Source organism: Arenicella sp. 4NH20-0111, from assembly GCF_040366405.1.
Lineage (GTDB): Bacteria > Pseudomonadota > Gammaproteobacteria > Arenicellales > Arenicellaceae > Arenicella.
Genome location: NZ_BAABWF010000001.1, coordinates 155,192 through 171,341 on the forward strand (window position 1 = coordinate 155,192; position 16,150 = coordinate 171,341).

Sequence of the window (16,150 nt, forward strand, 5' to 3'; positions counted from 1 at the left end):
AATGAAACAAAGTAAATCGCCCTTAGTTCGTTTAAAAGGGCAAACCGTATCTCTGAGTTCGCCTACCGCAATGCCTCTGGCTTCGGCGTTTCTGTGGAACCCTTCAATGATGCTGCAAATAAATTGCAGAGGGTATGCCACAGCTCAGTTCATGCAACCTGAGCCAGCAAAGTACGCTCACGCACCGAACCTCGAAGCGAAGACCTTTATGCAGCCTGAGCAGCCATACTACGCTCATCACCCAGGCCGCTTTTTCTATGTAAAAGATTTAGATAGCAAGGAATTATTCTCGGCTCCGTTTGAGCCCGTTAGAAGCCAGCCTCGCAGTTTTGACTTCTCAGTCTCGGGCGACTGCATTTCATGGCTAGTGGTGCAGAATGACATTGAACTCAAGATATGCGTCACACTCAGTCCCGATCGCCCACTTGAACTTTGGGAGGTTCAAATAAAGAATGTAGCGAACGTCGATAAACGACTATCGCTGACACCCTATTTTCCAGTCGGCTACATGTCTTGGATGAATCAGTCAGCGAACTACGATGAGAGCTTACAAGCCATTGTTTGTAAATCCATTACCCCTTACCAACAGTATTCGGACTATTTTAAAAACAGAGATTTAAAAGATCTGACGTTCTTGCTGGCCGAACGATCACCGGACTCCTATTGCGCACGCCAATCGGCTTTTGAAGGAGACGGGGGTCTCCATAATCCAGACGCGCTTTCGACCGCAAACTTAGGCAACGAAGAAGCGAGTTACGAAACACCAACCTGCGCGATGCAATATTCCCTAAGGCTAAAGCCAGGACAACATGAGCAATTGAGATTCGCTTTTGGACCCGCAAAGAATCTGGAAGAAATTGAGGCGATAAATGCAGCCCTATTTACTGAGAACGACGGGTTCTCACGAGCGTCGAAAGAGTACCAAAATTACATAAATCGCAGCCGCTCTCCCCTTTCAATAGAGACGCCGGATAAAGAACTGGACAACTTTGTTAATCATTGGCTACCGCGTCAGGTTTATTATCATGGCGATGTTAATCGGTTAAGCACCGACCCTCAAACACGAAATTATCTGCAAGACAACATGGGAATGGCGTACGTATCCCCAGAGCGAGCGCGCTCTGCATTTATACGTGCTCTATCTCAACAAAGCACGAATGGCGCCATGCCTGATGGCGTCCTACTCAGCGAACAAGCGGAACTTAAATACATCAATCAAATACCGCACATGGATCACTGTGTGTGGTTACCTATTTGTATTGACGCCTACCTACAAGAAACGAACGATTTCGAATTTCTCGAAAATACCATCGGGTTTGCTGATTCAGACGAGCAAACAACCGTGGCGGAACACATCCACCGAGCGATGCGATGGCTGTTCAATCAACGAGATGACCGAGGCCTAACGTTCATCGCACAAGGCGACTGGTGTGACCCCATGAATATGGTCGGACACAAAGGTAAGGGCGTTTCAGGCTGGCTCACATTAGCCACAGCCTACGCCTGCAAAGTATGGTCTTCAATCTGCCATGCTCAAAACCTTCCTGACCTCACCGCTGAGTTTCAGGCCATGAGCAATGCATGTAATGCGGCTGTCAACAAACATCTGTGGGATGGCGACTGGTACGGCCGAGGTATTACGGACGATGGAAAACTTTTTGGCATCGCTGACGACTCCGAGGGCAAAATTTACCTCAACCCACAATCATGGGCTATGTTAAGCGGCGCAGCGAGCTCAAGCAGAGAAGCGGCAATGATCGCTGCAATTGATCTGCACCTCGTCACCCCCTTTGGCGTAGAGATGCTATCGCCAGCCTACACCAGCATGAGAGAAGACGTTGGACGGCTTACTCAGAAACACCCCGGCTCAGCTGAAAACGGCTCTGTTTACAACCACGCGGCGGCATTCTACAGCTATGCATTGTATCAACAAGGCCACGCGGATCGAGCTTACGATGTCATTAGAAAAATGCTGCCAAACAATGAGTCTGATGATCTGGAGAAGCGCGGGCAACTCCCAGTATTTATACCGAATTATTATCGAGGCGCATATCGCCAATTCAAGCGCACAGCTGGGCGCTCAAGCCAACTATTCAATACCGGCACAGTTCATTGGTTCATGCGCTGCTTAATAGACGGCTTATTTGGCGTTGCCGGCACGAAAGACGGCTTGAAAATATCTCCTAATATGCCGACTAACTGGCCATCGGCAAAACTAACGCGATTTTTCAGGGGCTCGGAATTCAACATCGACATTACGAGAAATAGCGACGTTCAGCAGGCCAGGATCCATGTGAATGACGTGCTTTTAAGCGGCGCATTAATTAAAAATATAGAACCCGGCTGTCACTATGACGTTAAAGTGGAGTTGCCTAATGGCGGGTGACTCTCAATTAATCGTAGTGATGGGGGTCAGTGGCTGCGGAAAGTCCACTATTGCCTCTGCCGTTGCCAAACACCTAAACTACACATTTGTTGAAGCAGACGACTTCCATTCGATCGAAAACAAGCGTTGCATGGAAAGCGGTCGCCCCCTTACAGATCAAATGCGCACACCATGGATAAACGCTATCTACGACTATTTAGTGACCACAATACAATCCGGTGAGCGCTGTGTTTTGTCATTTTCGGGCCTAAGAGAAACGCATCGATCAAAAATACGGTCTGCGGCGACGTCGGTGACCACACTCTATTTGAACGGGCCCATTGACTTAATAAAAAGCAGAATGGAAAAACGTCAACACCATTTCATGCCAAGCAGCTTACTAGAAAGCCAGTATCAAGCACTGGAAGACCCTAGCTTTGACCCCGGCACAATTAGTGTCGATATTGATTGCTCGATAGATGAACTCATTGAACGATCACTCACTGCATTACGCAATTCAACACCCTAATTTCGGAGAAAAACGTGCCATTAAGAATAATATCCCTTGTTTTATTACTGGTTTCATCCCTGTGCTTATCAGTGCAAGCGTATGAATCACCCTATGCTAAACAAGCTCCAGTGATCGATGGGCGCATCGATCAGTCAATTTGGGACGCGGCTCAATGGGAGTCCATCGATCAACTGACGCTTGGTGAAGCCCCGAGTGCGGAAGATTTCACAGGTCGATTTAAAGTTATCTGGAACGAAGACAGACTTTTTTTGTTAGCCGAGATCGTTGATGACATCCTCATCGACACACACGCCGACCCGCTAGAAATGTATTGGGAAGACGACACTCTGGAAGTTTTTTTAGACGAAGACAAATCCGGCGGCAAGCACTTAGATAATTACAACGCATTTGCTTATCACATAGCGCTCGACAACCAAACCGTTGATTACAACCTCAAGAGTAAACCACGTTTGCTCAATGAACACGTTGAGAGCGTTTGGAAGCGCTCGAGCGAGTCAGGCAATAAGATCATTTGGGAAGCCGCTTTCCTAGTTTACCCAGACACGTTCAAAGACATTAACAATACAGCCAAACCTATTACATTGTCTGCCGGAAAAACGCTTGGATTTATGGTGGCCTATTGCGACTCAGATGGCCCAGACGGTCGACAGCACTTTATCGGCTCTCATGAAATTGAACCAGTTAATGGCGATAGGAATCGAGGCTATATTGATGCCGATGTATTTGATACTCTGACGTTGGTCAATGCAAAGGACTGAACGGGCGATATTAGATCAACCAAACTTCTCAGCAAACAGCTCGATCAACGAGCTGTTTTAGGGCCACCAGATTCATCTACGCTTAGGTTATACTCTCATCCGATCACCTAGGAGAGTAGAGTGAAAAACCTAATATTTAATACGCACGACATCATACTTCTGGCGACCATCTACCAGAGTTTGTTGTTTGCGTTGCTCATAATGTTGGTGCCGCATAAACGGCACAAAAGTGATATTTTTCTGATTGGGTTTCTCATTACTCAAGCCTTTATCCCGCTCCACTTACTAATCAACTATGGTGACGGGTTTAAACTCATTGCCCTTAACTTCTCCCCCAACCTGTATCGTGTTTTCGAAATCGCGTACTGGCTCGAAGGGCCAATTCTGCTCTGGTACACTCGCTCGTTAGTCTATAAAGATTACCGACTAAGCCGAATTGATTTACTATTTCTGGCGCCGGCGGCGTTATATTTAGTCTGGGTGACCATTGATTTCTACGCCCTGAGTTATTCTGACAAATATTCCTTCTTATCTGGCTATGACTGGAATCAAGGCACATTGGAGCGACACCTAACCGGATTCGCTAGAGAACTTTTACGCGCGGCGTTTAGCGTAATGTGTTTGATTGACATTCGACATTGTCGTCAACAAATTCGAAAACGTTATTCAAATGCCGACGAAATTGACTTTGGTTGGCTTAACTTTTTGGTTATTGGCTTTTTAGTCGTACGTATATGGGCCGTGTTAGTCTCGGTCGCGATACTCATTAGTGTTCATACACCCTATACGATTGACGTTGAGTTTCTAGGATTAACTGGAAATTACACTGTTTTTATCTTGGTGAGTGCTCTCATTTTCAGAAGCATTTCTCAATCCTCTCTGTTTGAAGGAATAGAACCGATCAGCGAAACAAAAGAAGCGCACCCGGAACTTGAAAAGGTCGAGATCGACCCCGCGGTGGTCACACTGATTGAAACACACATGACTGAAAAAAAGCCCTTTCTTGCTAACATTTTGACCTTAGACCAACTCGCGAAACAATTACAAATGTCATCACGAAGTTTATCTAACGTGATCAACCGTCACTACAACCACAACTTTTTTGAGTTCGTAAATCACTATCGAGTGGAAGAAGCAAAGCAAATTCTTGCTAACCCCGATCAAAGTACGAAAACCATGATTGAAGTCATGGCCGATTGTGGATTCAACAGCAAGGCTACGTTCAACACGTTTTTCAAGAAAATGGTAGGAAGCACACCCAGTCAATATCGCAATAAAATGCTTGGGAAATAATGCCCGCTCTCGATGTCGGCGTATAGATGACAAATCCATGCGCCATTCGGTCGAATCCAAGAAGTAAATCTATAAAAACTCCATTTCTTGATCTGTTACTGGCGAATATTTTAATGCAATGGTGTCCAAAATGTAGTTTTGATTTAAGCGCCATGGTTTACGGGACGCTTGTTTGGGAAGCTCTTCTATAGAACGCTGAATGTATCCAGAGCTCAAATTCAATAATGGTATATCGTGCATCTCCTTTTTAACTTTTGGCTTACCTTGCTGATACCCGTTTTTATCCATGTAATTTATCAATCGAGTGGCGTAACGGTGAGTCAAATCCACTTTTAAGGTCCATGACGCATTGGTATAACCAACGGCTAAAAAGGTATTCGGCACATCACTAAGCATCATTCCTTTATAGACATAGGCATCATTGGGCCTAAGCGGTTGCTCATCAATCACAATATCCATGCCACCAAAAAACTGGATCTTTAAGCCGGTAGCCGTAACGATGACATCAGCGTCGAGTTTCTTACCGGAATTCAATCGTATACCATCCACTTCAAAGCCATCTATTGTGTCTGTTTCTATCGATGCTTTTTCATCATTTAACGCGTCAAAAAAATCGCCATCAGGGCACAAACAGACACGCTGATCCCAAGGATCATAAGTTGGCGTAAAGTGCTTGTCGTCAAATTTGTCTCCCAAAAGATCTTTAATCTCTTGTTTCATTACTCGCTTGGCTTTGCTTGGAAACAATTTGCAGAAAGCGAAGATAAACATTGTTGATAAAATAAACCACCAGCGAGCTGCCCAACGACCAAACAGTGACCCCAGCCTGTTTGCAATGGGGTCTACTGCGGGTTTAGCCCCCATATACGTTGGCGACCGCTGAAGCATAGTCACATGTTCTGCGGTATCCGCCATTGCTGGAACTAATGTGATTGCTGTCGCCCCAGAACCGATGACAACAACCTTTTTTCCTGAATAATCAAAGTCTTTAGGCCAAAATTGCGGGTGAATCACATCTCCGTTGAAACGCTCTATTCCATCAAATTCAGGGGTGTGAGCCTGCTCGTAGTTGTAATACCCAGAGCACATAAAAAGATACTGACAACAATATTGATCACCGGTTCTCGTGGTTAACGTCCAGCGATTCTCGTTTGAATCCCAGCTCGCTTTGCGTACTTCCACCTCGTAATCAATTCTCTTATCAATACCGAATTGCTTTGCTGTCTCACCCAGATAGTTGAGTATTTTGCCTTTCTCAGCAATTGATGAATCATCTTCCCAATGGCGAAATGAAAAGCCAAAGGTGTACATATCAGAATCAGACCTGATCCCAGGATAGTTAAATAGATCCCAAGTACCCCCCAGATTAGCCCTTTTCTCTAACACCTTATAACGCTTAGTCGGACAATGTTTTTGCAAATGATAAGCGGCACTAATTCCTGAGATACCCGCGCCGATTACAATCGCGTCAAGATGTTCTATATTATTCATTACAAATGCTCTGCTGATACTACTTAAAATAGGGGGAGAGTCGCTGCTTCCAATCAGCAACGAGCGCTGAGTCATCGTGATCCCAAGGATGAAAGCCTGGCTTTCGAAACAAACGATAAAGTGGTTTCATCGAACTTACGAGGCCGTCTTCACCATTCAAGTAATTCCATAAGCCTTTTCGCTCAGCCCAGGAAACCTTATAGCCCATATCCTTTAACAAAAACCGACTCGACAGATACACGTTCAATGGAAACTCATAATAGAAAAAATAATAGTACGCCCACATCAGTAGCTTGCGGTTTCCAACGCAGTGTTGGTAGACATCAAACGTCACTGACTTGTGCTCTATTTCTTCAATGGCATGCCATTGAAACAATGAACGGATAGACTCAGGAAACCCCGCCATACGCTCTTTCTTCGTCAAAGCATAATGCGCCATCACCGCCGTGACGTGCTCTACCACCACAGTGTGAGCGAGTCGTCTTTCATGACTCCATTTGTTCGCCCGCTTATCGAGTTCCTGTTTATAGAAATCCTCGAGTTTACTTGTTGAGTAACCCAGCCCATCAAAATACTTGTTTACCTGACGGTGCTGCAATGAATGATGCGCTTCTTGTTGTACAAAATTTTTGACATCCTCCTTAAGCTTCTCATCGGTAATTTGATCTTCGAAAAAACGCGTCGACTTAATAAACTCAGCCTCACCCAGAGGAAAACTAGCCGACAAAGAAACCCACATTGCTGAGATACATGGATTTCCTTCGTAAAAGAACGGAGAGTCTACATCCTCGTACTCAAACCCAACACGGCGCGGCTCAATGTCTATTCTTGATCTGGATACACCGTGCACACTTGGCTCATCGACAGTTAAAGATGGTGATTCGGCAGCCATAACAACCTCAAACTAAACTGGCCTATGGTTAGATATTCAAGCTGAGTCGTTAGCCGTATTTAGGCCAAATACGGCTAATTCAACGTTGCGCAGCTTGTTGTTTACAGTTTTGTAAACTAGAATGACACTAATTTAGAACCTATTTACAAAACTGTCAACATACCAATGGCTAGAAAAACGCATAGTTCACCCGAAATCGCAAAGAATGCGATTCTCGATGCCGCAGAGGCCCTCATGGTTGATGTAGGCCCGGCGGGTTTACGCATCAGCGCCGTTGCAAAGAAGGCAGGAATGGCTCACCCAAATATCATTCATCATTTCGGCTCCCGCGAGGGCCTGATCAATGCTCTGGCTGAACGAGTTGGGCAAAGAGCGACAGAGCGAATCACCCGCGCAATTGACGACGCGTTAAGAGCGCCACCTGAAGAACGTGTCAACGCAATTACTCGTGTTCTTGAAACCTCGTATCATGGTGACGAAGGTCGCTCTGCAGTGTGGCTACATTTAAGCGGCGCTGAAAGCTCTTTGCGTTCTAATATGGAGCAAATCGTCACGCTGTCTCACGAATTTAGAAAATCCATGGACCCAACGGCATCGAAAGAGAACACCAACCGATTGGTAATGCTGGTTACTCTAGCATTGGTAGGGGAAGTAGTGTCTGGAAGCAGCATAAAAGAGGCTCTTGGTTTTGGCACAGACGAGTCCGAACGCGCGCATTTTAAGCAATGGCTAGCCGAAATTTTGCTCAACCTACGTGACCATCAACTCGATACCAGCTTAAGTGCAAGCCACACCTCAAACGAAATTGATAACGACGGTAAGAAATCATGAATAAATTTAAAGGAGCAACCTATGTAATCACCGGTGCGGGCAGCGGAATTGGGCGAGAGCTCGCAATTGAGCTTGCGCATCTAGGGGCTGATCTGGCAATTTCTGACTTGAATGGAGATACGCTCCAGGAAACCACCGAACTCGTTAGCCGCGAAGGCATTAATGTCCACTCTCACCAATTGGACGTGAGCGATAAAGAAAGTGTCTTTGCTTATGCTGACTTGGTACAAGAACACTTCGATCAAATCAACGTTATCATTAATAACGCTGGTGTAGCGCTGAGTACAGGCACCTTTGAAAACACGACCTTAGAGGAATTTGAGTGGCTAATGAGCATCAACTTTTCCGGCGTGTTGTATGGCACCAAAGCCTTTCTTCCACACCTACAGCGAGCCCAATGGGGGCATATCGTCAATGTCTCTAGCTTGTTCGGACTGATTGGGGTGCCGGGACAAGCAGCCTACAATGCCAGCAAGTTTGCCGTTCGTGGTTTAACTGAGGCGTTGCGCCAAGAGCTCAACGCCACTGGCTCCAAGGTAAGCTGTACGTCAGTACACCCTGGAGGGATAAAAACGAATATTGCCCTCAATTCACGCGAAGGAAGCACACCACCCACCGATCTAGATCAAATGTTCCTGGCTGACGCTGAGGAGTTTGAAAAGCTGGCCAGAACCACAGCTCAGTCCGCAGCTACACAAATAATTAACGCTGTAAAAAGGAACAAAAGGAGGTTGGTGATTGGGGGAGACGCAAAAACAATGGATTGGATTCAACGGCATTTCCCAAACCACTATCATCAAGCCCTAGAGCTGATCATGAAGGTCGCTCGGCGGTAATGTGGTACTTCACCAACGTGCTGTGAGAGCGTTTCATTCATGGGACATGCAGTTTTAGTTAAAAGTAGTCCGGCTCATTCCCAGAACGCCATTTAATGTTGCAGCCGATACTCGGAACTTGTTCTTCATTGGCAAAGCCCGAATGCAGAACGTCATTAATCGCGCTATTAAGATCAGCACCATCAACAATAAGAGCGTTGCCAGGCCTAGATGAGTCCATCTGTCCTCGATAGCGCAGGCGATGGCCTCTATCATAAACAAAAAAATCAGGGGTGCAGGCAGCCGCATACTCTTTTGCGACACTTTGAGTCTCGTCAAATAAATAGGGAAACTCAAACCCGTGCTGTTTTGCAAAATCAACCATCGGTTCGGGTCCATCTTGGGGATACGCGACTGAATCATTTGCACTTATCGCAACCACACCAAACCCCTTTGACTGGGCTTCATTACCCAATTCGGTCATTTTTTGTGCTATGTGAACCACATACGGACAGTGATTACATATGAACATTAGTAATAGAGGCTTATTCAAGTAGTCGGCCAATGAAATCAATGTATTGTCGCGTCGAACGTCTGGCAAGGAAAAATCATGAGCCAGACTTCCAAGCGCTTGCATAGTAGAGGAAACAGCAACCATTTTAATACCTTTAGATAAACGTTTCAGAGGATGAAAATTCAGTTTCCATCGTCTAATTCTTGCTGGATTTTTTCAAGCACTTTCTCACTTAGCTCTCGCTTTTCTATTTCTCGTAATTGCGCATGTTCTTGCTTGCTGAGGACGGCCATAGGCTGATTTAACACGACGTGCAAATTGCTCAACATGCGCAAACTCAACCCCCACAAGATTTGCGATTTTTGTGCATTGATCATTACCGCAGGCATAGCCAATGAAGGCTCACTCGGATGCACAAAATCGTGTGCATTTTTTCGGTCGTTGAGAAACTGAAATGGAAGCCAAACCATGTCAGCTACTTCTTCATTCGCTACCAACTCCAAGTCCCGTGATACTTTGTACACAAAACAGGCAATGTGCACACTAAAGACGTCATTTACTTTCAAGCCATAGAGGTCATCAAGACGGCCAACGTAATCTTGATCGTTTAGCTTAGCACCAACTTCTTCAAATGCCTCTCGCTCAGCGGCTGCTCTAGAAGACTCATCAGTTGTCTCGATTTTTCCGCCGGGAAAAGACATTTGGCCTGACCACGGATCTTTCGGGTGAAAAGCTCGCTGCATTAACAGAACTTCAGTTCCGTGTTTAGTGTCTCGTAAAATTAACGTCACAGCGGCTTTCATTAATGTTTGCTGTACTCGCTCCTTAGGCTGATAATCACGTATCAACTGTAACTGAGTTTGATCTAATTGGTGCATCCCGCCCTGTGCCTAACGGCCTAATTCACTACAACATAAACCCAATTATGCCTGATACAGTTAATCTGTTCTAGAATACTAAACAATCGCATAACGCCCTTACTCTGAGCATATCCATGAAGAATTCCTACCAAGCTTTTAAACAAAACGTCGAGAGTGCACAACGCAGTATCCGCTCACAATTTGGCGACTCCATCGAACAAGCCGTTATCCTAGGTAGCGGGTTATCTGGGTTGGAGTTAAATGGGTTCGATAAAGTAGGTGATATAGAATATCAACAAATTGATGGGTTACCTCAATCCACCGCACCAAGCCACAAAGGCCTACTGGAGCTTGTCAGTAATGGCACCAAGACAATCGCATTGTGTTCAGGACGACAGCATCTTTATGAAGGCTATAGCGCGCAAGAGGTGTGCACGATGATTTATGCGCTTGGGCAATTAGGAACAAACTCTTTAGTGGTCACGAATGCCGCTGGCGCATTGAATCCAAATTATCGGCCAGGTGACGTTATGCTGATTAACGATCATATTAATTTCACTGGTCAAAATCCGGTCATTGGGCAGGCAGAAGACTTCGGAGTGAGATTTCCTGATATGTCCACGGCCTACTCAAAAACACTTTCTGGTAGCGCTTTTTCGGCAGCCGAAAAAAACGGCACCTCATTACACAGCGGTATTTACATCGGCGTCACTGGACCGTCGTTAGAAACTTCCGCTGAAAGACGCATGTTTCGGACCCTTGGCGCTGACGCCGTCGGGATGTCAACAGTGCTCGAAGTAATCGCGGCAAATCACATCGGCATGGATGTGCTAGGACTGTCGGCCATCACCAATTTAGCCCTGGGTGATGCAAACCAACAGCCAGACACCATTGAAGAAGTATTGGCTAACGCCAGCCTCGCCGGTCAAAAAATCAAATCGATTCTGGAAACAGTGCTTGCCCAAAACTGACTCTAAACACTCATTTCATAATTCTTAATGCCTACCAAACAGCATGCGTTATTCCACAGACCGAACCCAGCTCACCAATTTAGAATAACTTTGCCAGATTGGCCGGATGCCATTTTTTCAAAACCAGCTTGAAATTCATCGATTGGGTATTCATGGGTTAACATTGGACTTAAATCTAAGCCAGACTGAATAAGACTGGCCATTTTATACCAGGTTTCAAACATTTCACGCCCATAAATACCTTTGATTTCAAGCCCTTTGAAGATCACCTGATTCCAATCTACGGCCATGTCTTTTGGCGGGATTCCCAACATGGCTATTTTTCCACCATGATTCATATTCTCCAACATGCTGGTAAACGCCGAGGGAACCCCAGACATTTCCATTCCAACATCAAAGCCTTCGGTCATACCGAGCTCAGACATAACATCGCGTATGTCTTCCTTGGCGACGTTTACGGTCCGTGTGGCGTTCATTTTAGAAGCTAAGTCTAAGCGATAGTCATTGACATCAGTCACGACAACGTGTCGAGCCCCCACGTGTTTAGCGACCGCAGCAGCCATTATTCCTATTGGCCCCGCCCCGGTTATTAGCACATCTTCACCGGTTAAATTAAATGACAGTGCCGTATGAACAGCATTTCCAAAAGGATCAAAGATCGCCGCCAAATCATCGCTGATATTGTCAGGTATTTTAAAAGCATTGTAGGCGGGTATTACTAGATACTCAGCAAACGCACCCTGTCGATTCACCCCAACTCCGATGGTATTGCGGCATAGATGAACTCTACCAGCTCGGCAATTACGGCAGTGCCCACAGGTAATGTGGCCCTCACCAGAGACGCGATCACCGGCTTCAAAGCCTTTTACTTCCTGCCCCATAGCGACGACCTCACCCACGTATTCGTGACCGACAATCATTGGGACTGGAATGGTATTCTGCGACCATTCATCCCAATGATAAATATGCATATCAGTGCCACAAATGGCCGTCTTTCGAATCTTGATTAATAGATCGTTGTGGCCATACTCGGGTCTCGGGGCATCGACCATCCACATACCCGGTTCTGAATGCAATTTTGAGAGAGCCTTCATTAAATCACCTGCATTTCTTTGCCAACACTGATAAACGCATCAACCACATAGTCAATTTGTTCCAATGAATGAGCCGCCGACATTTGAGTTCGTATCCGAGCGGCGCCTTTCGGTACAACAGGGAAGGAGAAACTAACGACATAAACGCCTTTGTCCAGCATTTTAGCGGCCATTTCCGACGCTACCTTCGCATCTCCCAACATCACCGGTATGATTGCATGATCGGCGCCAGCTAAATTGAATCCAGCTTCATTCATGCGTGTTCGGAAATGCTCTGAGTTGCGCTCCAAGCGCGTACGCAGTGCTTTACCATCCTTAAGCATACCCAATACATGAATTGAGGCCGACACAATTGCTGGTGCTAGAGAATTAGAAAACAAATATGGGCGTGATCTCTGACGCAACCATTCCACCACTTCTTTTTTAGCCGCCGTGAATCCGCCAGAAGCTCCTCCCATTGCCTTGCCTAAAGTGCCAGTAATGATATCGACCCGATCCATCACATCACAATACTCGTGAGTGCCACGACCATTTTCACCAATAAAGCCGACAGCATGAGAATCGTCCACCATGACCATCGCACCGTATTTTTCAGCCAAATCGCAAATCCCTGTTAGATTGGCGATTACCCCATCCATTGAAAAAACGCCGTCGGTGGCAATCAACATGAAACGTGGGTTTTCCGCCTTCGCGGCTTTGAGCTGCGCTTCTAATTCCTGCATGTCATTATTTGCATAGCGATAGCGTTTGGCCTTACATAACCGTACCCCGTCAATGATACTTGCGTGATTCAAAGCGTCCGAAATAATGGCGTCTTGGGCTCCAAGCAAAGTTTCAAATAAACCAGCGTTAGCATCGAAGCATGACGAATACAAAATAGTGTCTTCCATTCCCAGAAAGTCGCTTAAGCTCTTCTCCAGTTGTTTATGAATGTCTTGAGTACCGCATATAAATCGCACAGACGCCATACCAAATCCATGGCTGTCTAATCCGCCCTTAGCCGCTTCGATTAACTGTTCATGATTTGCCAAGCCTAGATAATTGTTTGCGCACATATTTAATACTGTGTCGCCTTGCACTAGAGAAACCTGAGCCTGTTGAGACGAGCTAATAACGCGCTCAGCTTTATACAAACCGGTTTGTTTAAGCTGGTTTATTTCTTGCTGAAGATGGGAAAGAAGATCCATTAGAGGCCCCCTATTAAATTCTAATTCTGGTGATACTAACGCCAAAAAACGCGATGCGAACTGATGCCGAGCCCGCTTTGTTTAAAAACAACACTTTGTTTCGCTAATGCACGAATTTGACAAAGAATATTCCAAATATAAGGTGCTCTCAGAGACGTGAAGAAAACAAAGAACGGCATTTTCGCAACAATTCTGGTTGGTTCGCGTCCACCTTATAACAATCCGCGATCGAAGACAGGTAGGACATGCTTTGCTGGCTTAGGTTAAACCTAGCCCCCCAGCGATTGATTTTATCTGGCCCCTCTTCTATTTTATCGAAAAGCATTCCTATAACCGCCTCTTCACGGAGTACCGTGTTTTCAATCGAATTGATGAGCCTGGTATCTCCGTTAGAATCTGGCTCCAACTGATGCGAATAAGCGACAATCGCATTGTCTCGTACTCGGCCATTTGGCAAACCTTGAACCCACGCTCTGGCATTAGCTTTATCTTTGTGCGCCCAAATCCCCATGATATTGCTAACCATTGCGACTTTATCAGATTCATTATCGACCTTGTCCAATAAAGACAACACCTGCTCAGGTCGTTGGTAAATAGCGCTGTGCGCCAAATTAACGTAAGCATCGCTCTTATCTTCATCTCGCCAAAACTCGTCGATGAAGCGCTCAGCATCATCAATGCTTTTATTGGATACTTGATTTAAAAGAACCGTTTTCATATTCGCAAAGCTTTCATTTTTATCGTACGGCCTAAGCAATGATATGAGTTCCTCCATACCATGACGCTCCAATAAGCTATTTGCAAAACCGTACACGCTGCTACCAACGCTCGATTGATCAAACTTTTCAAGAAACTGCATCGCCAAATCCAGGTTCGCTGACTGAAGATCAATGCCAATACTATTTTGAGATACCTGCAACTCGTCCAAAGTCAATGCATATCTTAAGGCCGAATCCACATCACTTCTAGACCACGCAGTCACGAGTTGGGCAGTCGCCTTAGCCCGTAAAGCTGGATCCTCAAGAGTTTGGATTTTCGCAATAGCCGCATTGGGGTCGCTCTCAGAAAGGCGACCGATGGCCTTCGCCATCAATCGATTAATTTCAGGCGTTTTCGGCATAGATTCCAGTGCCAGTAGAGCATCCGATGGGGACACGGAAAGAATTCGTTGCACCGTGTACGCCAACATTCCCTTGATCCCCTGCTCTTGGTATTGCTGCGCCAACACCATGGCCTCATCTGGGTTTTCTCTGACCTTAACCGCTAAAATAACCTTGAGCATTCTCGCTTTAACGTTCGCATCGACAGTCTCCTCTGCGTATGCAGTGGCCTGATCAAAATCTTCGTAGGCCAATTGTGCCAACGCTGAAAAGACCGCGTCAGTCGCTCCTTCCACACCACCAGAGGCGCGCCAGGTTTGTAACACGGTTTCAGGCGACTGCTCGGCGACTGTTTTAAGTACAGTGGCGCGATAAATTTTACTTGCAGGCAAGGAGTTAAACAGGTCAACGTAGCTCAAGGCCGAATCCGGACGACTTTTCGCTGCAAAGATCGCTAAGTCACGTGCAACGTAGGTTTGATGATTCAATCTTGACAGTTGATTAACAGTATCAATCGCCTCTGAAATCGAATTTTTAGCCATTTTCTCTATCGTCTGAGAGACAGCCCACAAACTTGGCTCAATGCCTGTTACGGCCATTATTTGATTTGTTTTTTGGTTGCCAAACACCCCTAAAGCCCAATACATCGCATTGACGGCAGCTTCTTTACGATTCTGCGGAGAAAGTTCCTTTGCGGCGGCTAAAGCCGCATCAAAATCCAGTCTGGCCCACGTACGCCATATGGCCCTAATGATATTTTCATCCGCCGCAAAACGCACATCGCTCGCGGCCTCAAGCGCTAGATCTGGGCTTACTTCAGTGAGCCGAGCAAACAGAATACCGAGGGCGTAACCACGATCTGACGCATCCGCCACCTCTTCCGCTTGTTTCACCAAATCAATTAACCTACGAGGGCTTGCTCTTCCAGCAAGCACATACAACGCCTCGGTTTGCTGAAAATCAGATCGCAGCTTAAGAATATCGTCAATTGTTTTGTACATGGCGAATCGATCGGGCGACTCCGCCACTCCTGCTTCCACCTGGTCCGATTTTTCAACTTGTTCAAGAATCGCCCCAATTGACTTTTTCTGGGAAGAACCCGTTGGGCTTTTAGGAGAAAGAATGTACATCCCAAAGCCCCCTAGGAAACATCCTAAAACCAAACTCAGTAACATTCTTTTCATTCCAGCTCTCCTTTTTCATTGTATACCCAGCCTGTCGGGCTTAGTCCCTCTTCAACAATCGGCATCATGACCAGGCTTCAGCAACCTGCATAGTGTCAACATGAAAACCGCGGCCGCCGTTTATGCTCTCGAAGAATCTTCTTCGCAATATGCGACGACTGAGTGTATCCATACTATCATCTCAACTTGCGGTTTCGGGACGACACTTACGCCTTATTCATACTTCTTTTCACAATAGAAAAGAGAAAGCCGGTACAACCGAC

14 protein-coding genes are annotated in these 16,150 nt (G+C 46.0%); 7 read left to right on the forward strand and 7 right to left on the reverse strand.

Annotated elements, in window-relative coordinates; translation table 11 throughout:
* Position 1: 1 nt before the first annotated feature.
* The 4 genes from ABWW54_RS00650 (at position 2) to ABWW54_RS00665 (ending at position 4,948) form a co-directional block, all read left to right on the forward strand.
* Positions 2-2,386 carry a GH36-type glycosyl hydrolase domain-containing protein gene (locus ABWW54_RS00650; RefSeq protein ID WP_353409043.1) on the forward strand — a complete coding sequence of 795 codons (2,385 nt, stop codon included), beginning with the start codon at positions 2-4 and terminating at the stop codon, positions 2,384-2,386.
* Positions 2,376-2,894 (forward strand): gluconokinase, encoded by a 519-nt coding sequence (locus ABWW54_RS00655; RefSeq protein WP_353409045.1) that lies wholly within the window; start codon positions 2,376-2,378, stop codon positions 2,892-2,894. The genes ABWW54_RS00650 and ABWW54_RS00655 overlap by 11 nt, the downstream gene beginning before the upstream one ends.
* Before the next feature lie 14 nt (positions 2,895-2,908).
* Positions 2,909-3,655, forward strand: a complete 747-nt coding sequence (locus tag ABWW54_RS00660; protein WP_353409047.1) for a sugar-binding protein — start codon at positions 2,909-2,911, stop codon at positions 3,653-3,655.
* A gap of 120 nt (positions 3,656-3,775) precedes the next feature.
* Positions 3,776-4,948, forward strand: coding sequence for a helix-turn-helix domain-containing protein (locus ABWW54_RS00665; protein WP_353409049.1), 1,173 nt, complete (start codon positions 3,776-3,778; stop codon positions 4,946-4,948).
* Positions 4,949-5,017: 69 nt separating this feature from the next.
* Here ABWW54_RS00665 and ABWW54_RS00670 read toward each other — a convergent pair whose 3' ends face one another.
* Both ABWW54_RS00670 and ABWW54_RS00675 read right to left on the reverse strand, forming a co-directional pair.
* Positions 5,018-6,439: a flavin-containing monooxygenase gene (locus tag ABWW54_RS00670; RefSeq protein ID WP_353409051.1), complete on the reverse strand. Its 1,422-nt coding sequence runs from the start codon at positions 6,437-6,439 to the stop codon at positions 5,018-5,020.
* Between the two features lie 19 nt (positions 6,440-6,458).
* Complete coding sequence (locus tag ABWW54_RS00675; RefSeq protein ID WP_353409053.1) at positions 6,459-7,331, reverse strand: metal-dependent hydrolase; 873 nt, start codon at positions 7,329-7,331, stop codon at positions 6,459-6,461.
* 165 nt (positions 7,332-7,496) lie between these two features.
* On the opposite strand from ABWW54_RS00675, the gene ABWW54_RS00680 reads away from it, so the two are divergent.
* Together ABWW54_RS00680 and ABWW54_RS00685 are read left to right on the forward strand one after the other, a co-directional pair.
* A complete protein-coding gene (locus tag ABWW54_RS00680) occupies positions 7,497-8,162 on the forward strand; it encodes a TetR/AcrR family transcriptional regulator (protein ID WP_353409054.1) in 666 nt (221 codons plus the stop codon).
* Complete coding sequence (locus ABWW54_RS00685) at positions 8,159-8,998, forward strand: SDR family NAD(P)-dependent oxidoreductase (protein WP_353409055.1); 840 nt, start codon at positions 8,159-8,161, stop codon at positions 8,996-8,998. The genes ABWW54_RS00680 and ABWW54_RS00685 overlap by 4 nt, the downstream gene beginning before the upstream one ends.
* Positions 8,999-9,056: 58 nt before the next feature.
* Here ABWW54_RS00685 and ABWW54_RS00690 read toward each other — a convergent pair whose 3' ends face one another.
* Complete coding sequence (locus ABWW54_RS00690; RefSeq protein WP_353409057.1) at positions 9,057-9,635, reverse strand: thioredoxin family protein; 579 nt, start codon at positions 9,633-9,635, stop codon at positions 9,057-9,059.
* A 38-nt stretch (positions 9,636-9,673) separates the two neighbouring features.
* Entirely contained in the window at positions 9,674-10,369 is a 696-nt protein-coding gene (locus tag ABWW54_RS00695) for an NUDIX hydrolase (RefSeq protein WP_353409059.1), read from the reverse strand.
* A gap of 116 nt (positions 10,370-10,485) precedes the next feature.
* Between ABWW54_RS00695 and ABWW54_RS00700 the strand changes: the two genes are divergently transcribed.
* Positions 10,486-11,322, forward strand: a complete 837-nt coding sequence (locus ABWW54_RS00700; RefSeq protein WP_353409061.1) for a purine-nucleoside phosphorylase — start codon at positions 10,486-10,488, stop codon at positions 11,320-11,322.
* A 71-nt stretch (positions 11,323-11,393) separates the two neighbouring features.
* Here the strand turns inward: ABWW54_RS00700 and tdh are convergent, their stop codons facing one another.
* The 3 genes from tdh to ABWW54_RS00715 form a co-directional block, all read right to left on the reverse strand.
* Positions 11,394-12,416, reverse strand: a complete 1,023-nt coding sequence (gene tdh, locus ABWW54_RS00705) for an L-threonine 3-dehydrogenase (RefSeq protein WP_353409063.1) — start codon at positions 12,414-12,416, stop codon at positions 11,394-11,396.
* Complete coding sequence (locus ABWW54_RS00710) at positions 12,416-13,603, reverse strand: glycine C-acetyltransferase (RefSeq protein WP_353409065.1); 1,188 nt, start codon at positions 13,601-13,603, stop codon at positions 12,416-12,418. The genes tdh and ABWW54_RS00710 overlap by 1 nt, the downstream gene beginning before the upstream one ends.
* Before the next feature lie 148 nt (positions 13,604-13,751).
* On the reverse strand, positions 13,752-15,887 hold the full coding sequence (locus ABWW54_RS00715; protein WP_353409067.1) for a hypothetical protein: 2,136 nt from the start codon (positions 15,885-15,887) through the stop codon (positions 13,752-13,754).
* Positions 15,888-16,150 lie beyond the last annotated feature (263 nt).

Excerpts from the sequence above, each read along its gene's own strand:
- ABWW54_RS00680 (WP_353409054.1), top strand. The coding sequence starts at position 7,497 with ATGGCTAGAAAAACGCATAGTTCACCCGAAATCGCAAAGAATGCGATT.
- ABWW54_RS00695 (WP_353409059.1), bottom strand. The coding sequence starts at position 10,369 with ATGCACCAATTAGATCAAACTCAGTTACAGTTGATACGTGATTATCAG.
- ABWW54_RS00700 (WP_353409061.1), top strand. The coding sequence starts at position 10,486 with ATGAAGAATTCCTACCAAGCTTTTAAACAAAACGTCGAGAGTGCACAA.
- ABWW54_RS00655 (WP_353409045.1), top strand. The coding sequence starts at position 2,376 with ATGGCGGGTGACTCTCAATTAATCGTAGTGATGGGGGTCAGTGGCTGC.
- ABWW54_RS00670 (WP_353409051.1), bottom strand. The coding sequence starts at position 6,439 with ATGAATAATATAGAACATCTTGACGCGATTGTAATCGGCGCGGGTATC.
- ABWW54_RS00710 (WP_353409065.1), bottom strand. The coding sequence starts at position 13,603 with ATGGATCTTCTTTCCCATCTTCAGCAAGAAATAAACCAGCTTAAACAA.
- ABWW54_RS00715 (WP_353409067.1), bottom strand. The coding sequence starts at position 15,887 with ATGAAAAGAATGTTACTGAGTTTGGTTTTAGGATGTTTCCTAGGGGGC.
- tdh (WP_353409063.1), bottom strand. The coding sequence starts at position 12,416 with ATGAAGGCTCTCTCAAAATTGCATTCAGAACCGGGTATGTGGATGGTC.
- ABWW54_RS00675 (WP_353409053.1), bottom strand. The coding sequence starts at position 7,331 with ATGGCTGCCGAATCACCATCTTTAACTGTCGATGAGCCAAGTGTGCAC.
- ABWW54_RS00690 (WP_353409057.1), bottom strand. The coding sequence starts at position 9,635 with ATGGTTGCTGTTTCCTCTACTATGCAAGCGCTTGGAAGTCTGGCTCAT.
- ABWW54_RS00650 (WP_353409043.1), top strand. The coding sequence starts at position 2 with ATGAAACAAAGTAAATCGCCCTTAGTTCGTTTAAAAGGGCAAACCGTA.
- ABWW54_RS00685 (WP_353409055.1), top strand. The coding sequence starts at position 8,159 with ATGAATAAATTTAAAGGAGCAACCTATGTAATCACCGGTGCGGGCAGC.